Below are 679 nucleotides of genomic sequence, written 5' to 3' on the forward strand. Positions count from 1 at the left end.
CCGAAGTACATCCAAGATCCTGCGGCTGTTATTTTTACTGTTTATCAGTTCGACTAAATCGCTCATGTTTTCGGATTCAAAGTCTTGTTGATTCTTTTTCATGGTTATCCCTCCAAGTCATATATCATAATACCCCTTTTGTGAATGGGGTAAACGTCTCTTATCATATTGGTAATAGAAGGATTTTATATCACAAACCATAAAAAATTTGATAAAATGTGATAAAAGCCCTGTATGGGAGGTCGAAATGGAACAATTAAGATTGATTGGCGAAAAAATTGAAAAGTTTAAGTACATTTTAGTGGAGCATATCGAATTGTTTGATGAAGAGGATTCCCTCTATGACCTTGAAACGAGTAAACAGGTAAGGTCGCAGCTCATTCAAATTCATGCGGATGCGCTAATTCATGGTAAGGAACAAGCGATGGCAAGCATGAAAGCCGCAGGAATGGAAATCGGAAGGCGCATCGTGGATATGGGGATACCTTTAGATAAAAACATCGAGGAAGCCCAGCTGCTGCGTAATCTTTTTTGGAGTTTCATAGAAGAAGAGGTAAGCAACCGGTACTACTCCATCGAAATATTGCTGAAGGCTAGTGCGATAATCGACTCGATCCTTGACCAATACATTCACTGTATCAGTATAAGCTATGTCAATCATTACAAACAAATGGCCAAG

General features: G+C 38.9%; 1 protein-coding gene. It reads left to right on the plus strand.

Annotated features, from left to right (window positions below):
• Nucleotides 1-247: 247 nt before the first annotated feature.
• A partial coding sequence (locus CVN76_RS01795) for a hypothetical protein (RefSeq protein WP_157805454.1) occupies nt 248-679 on the plus strand: 432 nt, incomplete at its 3' end.

The organism is Bacillus sp. mrc49 (assembly GCF_002803435.1).